The organism is Paenibacillus sp. 01T422 (assembly GCF_056398785.1).
The window spans coordinates 1-1,515 of sequence record NZ_JBFTQB010001195.1; the positions used below are offsets into that span (position 1 = coordinate 1).

At 44.0% G+C, this 1,515-nt stretch carries 1 protein-coding gene, 1 pseudogene and 1 riboswitch; the gene and the pseudogene both read right to left on the bottom strand.

The annotated features are described in order from the left end of the window. Positions 1-791, bottom strand: a 791-nt coding sequence (locus tag AC1DUA_RS37105; RefSeq protein ID WP_477504486.1) for a hypothetical protein, incomplete at its 3' end; no start/stop codon positions are given. A gap of 169 nt (positions 792-960) precedes the next feature. Further along, a riboswitch (cobalamin riboswitch) is annotated at positions 961-1,160 on the bottom strand. Positions 1,161-1,186: 26 nt separating this feature from the next. Continuing rightward, positions 1,187-1,515: pseudogene (locus tag AC1DUA_RS37110) on the bottom strand (hypothetical protein); the annotation flags it as partial.

Consider the following 1,515-nt stretch of genomic DNA (forward strand, 5'->3'; position numbering starts at 1 on the left):
GCCCAGCTAATGTCAATGGGATCACCTTTAACTGGTGATGTTAAATAGGGATTTGCAGGAGCATCGTAGGGAGCGCTTCCGTTCGCATGTGTGTCGGGATAACCGAAAGCATTTTTCCTTACGCTTATTTTCACGCCGGAATATGTATACGATTGATTGTTAAAATCCGATGGCGCATTGGGGTAATTTGCAGGTATCGGATAATACGCATGTTTATGATAAGCATTTGTATTTACATTCCCACTGCCTCCCTGATTATCAACCCATGGCACATTAACACCATTAGGACTCGTAAATGCCGGCTCAGGATTCGTATAGGTGACCCTATAGTCCCAAATCGTGCTGTCTTCGTAATGCTCGGATCCCGCAATATAAAACCAAGGTCCCGGATTACCTGTCCCGTCATCCTGTGCTACARCCACACCCGCAGGTTCTTCGTTACCAGCGAAGGCGTTTCCAAACACGGTGAAGTCCACACCGTACGGATTTTTGGGGCTGTTCTGGATCGGCTCATCGAACTTGTAGACGATGCTTCCTCCAAATGAACCAAGGGACACGCCCGTAGAACCGGGCGTATTCGTCCATTTGGAGTTAACATCTCCCGTTGCGCCCCAACCAGCTTCATTGACGAATTGCCCCGGCGCAGGCAACCATTCGTTGATTGAGCTTGGACCTGTTGTGCTAGCATGAGCTTGATTGCTCGGTCCTGCCAGAACCCCTAGCGAAGAAAATAAAAGTATAAAAGACATAAAAAGTGCGATAAACGGCTTTGAACCATAACGATAAATCATTTTTGTTATTCCTCTTTCCCACCAAATTTTGGACAACAGCGCAAAAAAGCCACCCTAAAAAACTAGGGTGGCTGTACATCCATAAGCACGCACAATAACATGTTGTAATAGTAAGAATTATGCCGTGGCATAATCAATTGTTGCTAATTCCCACCCCCAAAGAATTAGTAACATACTATAAATAAAGGCAKGTCTCCTGGCTTATGCGTCATCGCTTCTCCTTCGCCTTCCCAATCTYGTAAACAGGTCAGTGGCATATGAAAGAGTTACTCGGCAAGTACAGTGGTGGGACCGCGTCGGCTTTTACCGAACTTCCCTATTAAGCAAGCATCCAAATCGTATGCTTGCACCCTTATTTAGCATATTATATTTTGTCATCGCTAATGTTATATCGTTTATTTCGTTTTGTCTACTTCATAATTTATTTCATAACATTCGGGGTAAGCCTTATAACTATCACTAATAAATCGATGATCCTGAATCCATCCAGAAACAATCATATAGACATTATCTTTCAAGTAGGGACTGAATGTCTCGTCATTCATGATCTCAACTTGATTCGGAATCACATCTGCCAGCATGACACCATCCGTCTCAAATCCGTCCCGCAGCGCGCTAAGAACCCTGACCGTGGAAATATAAATATTTTTCACAAAGACGAGATGGTCATTTTCAAAAATTAAATATTGTCCAACTTCCTCGATCGCATCGAGCTCTCCACCAG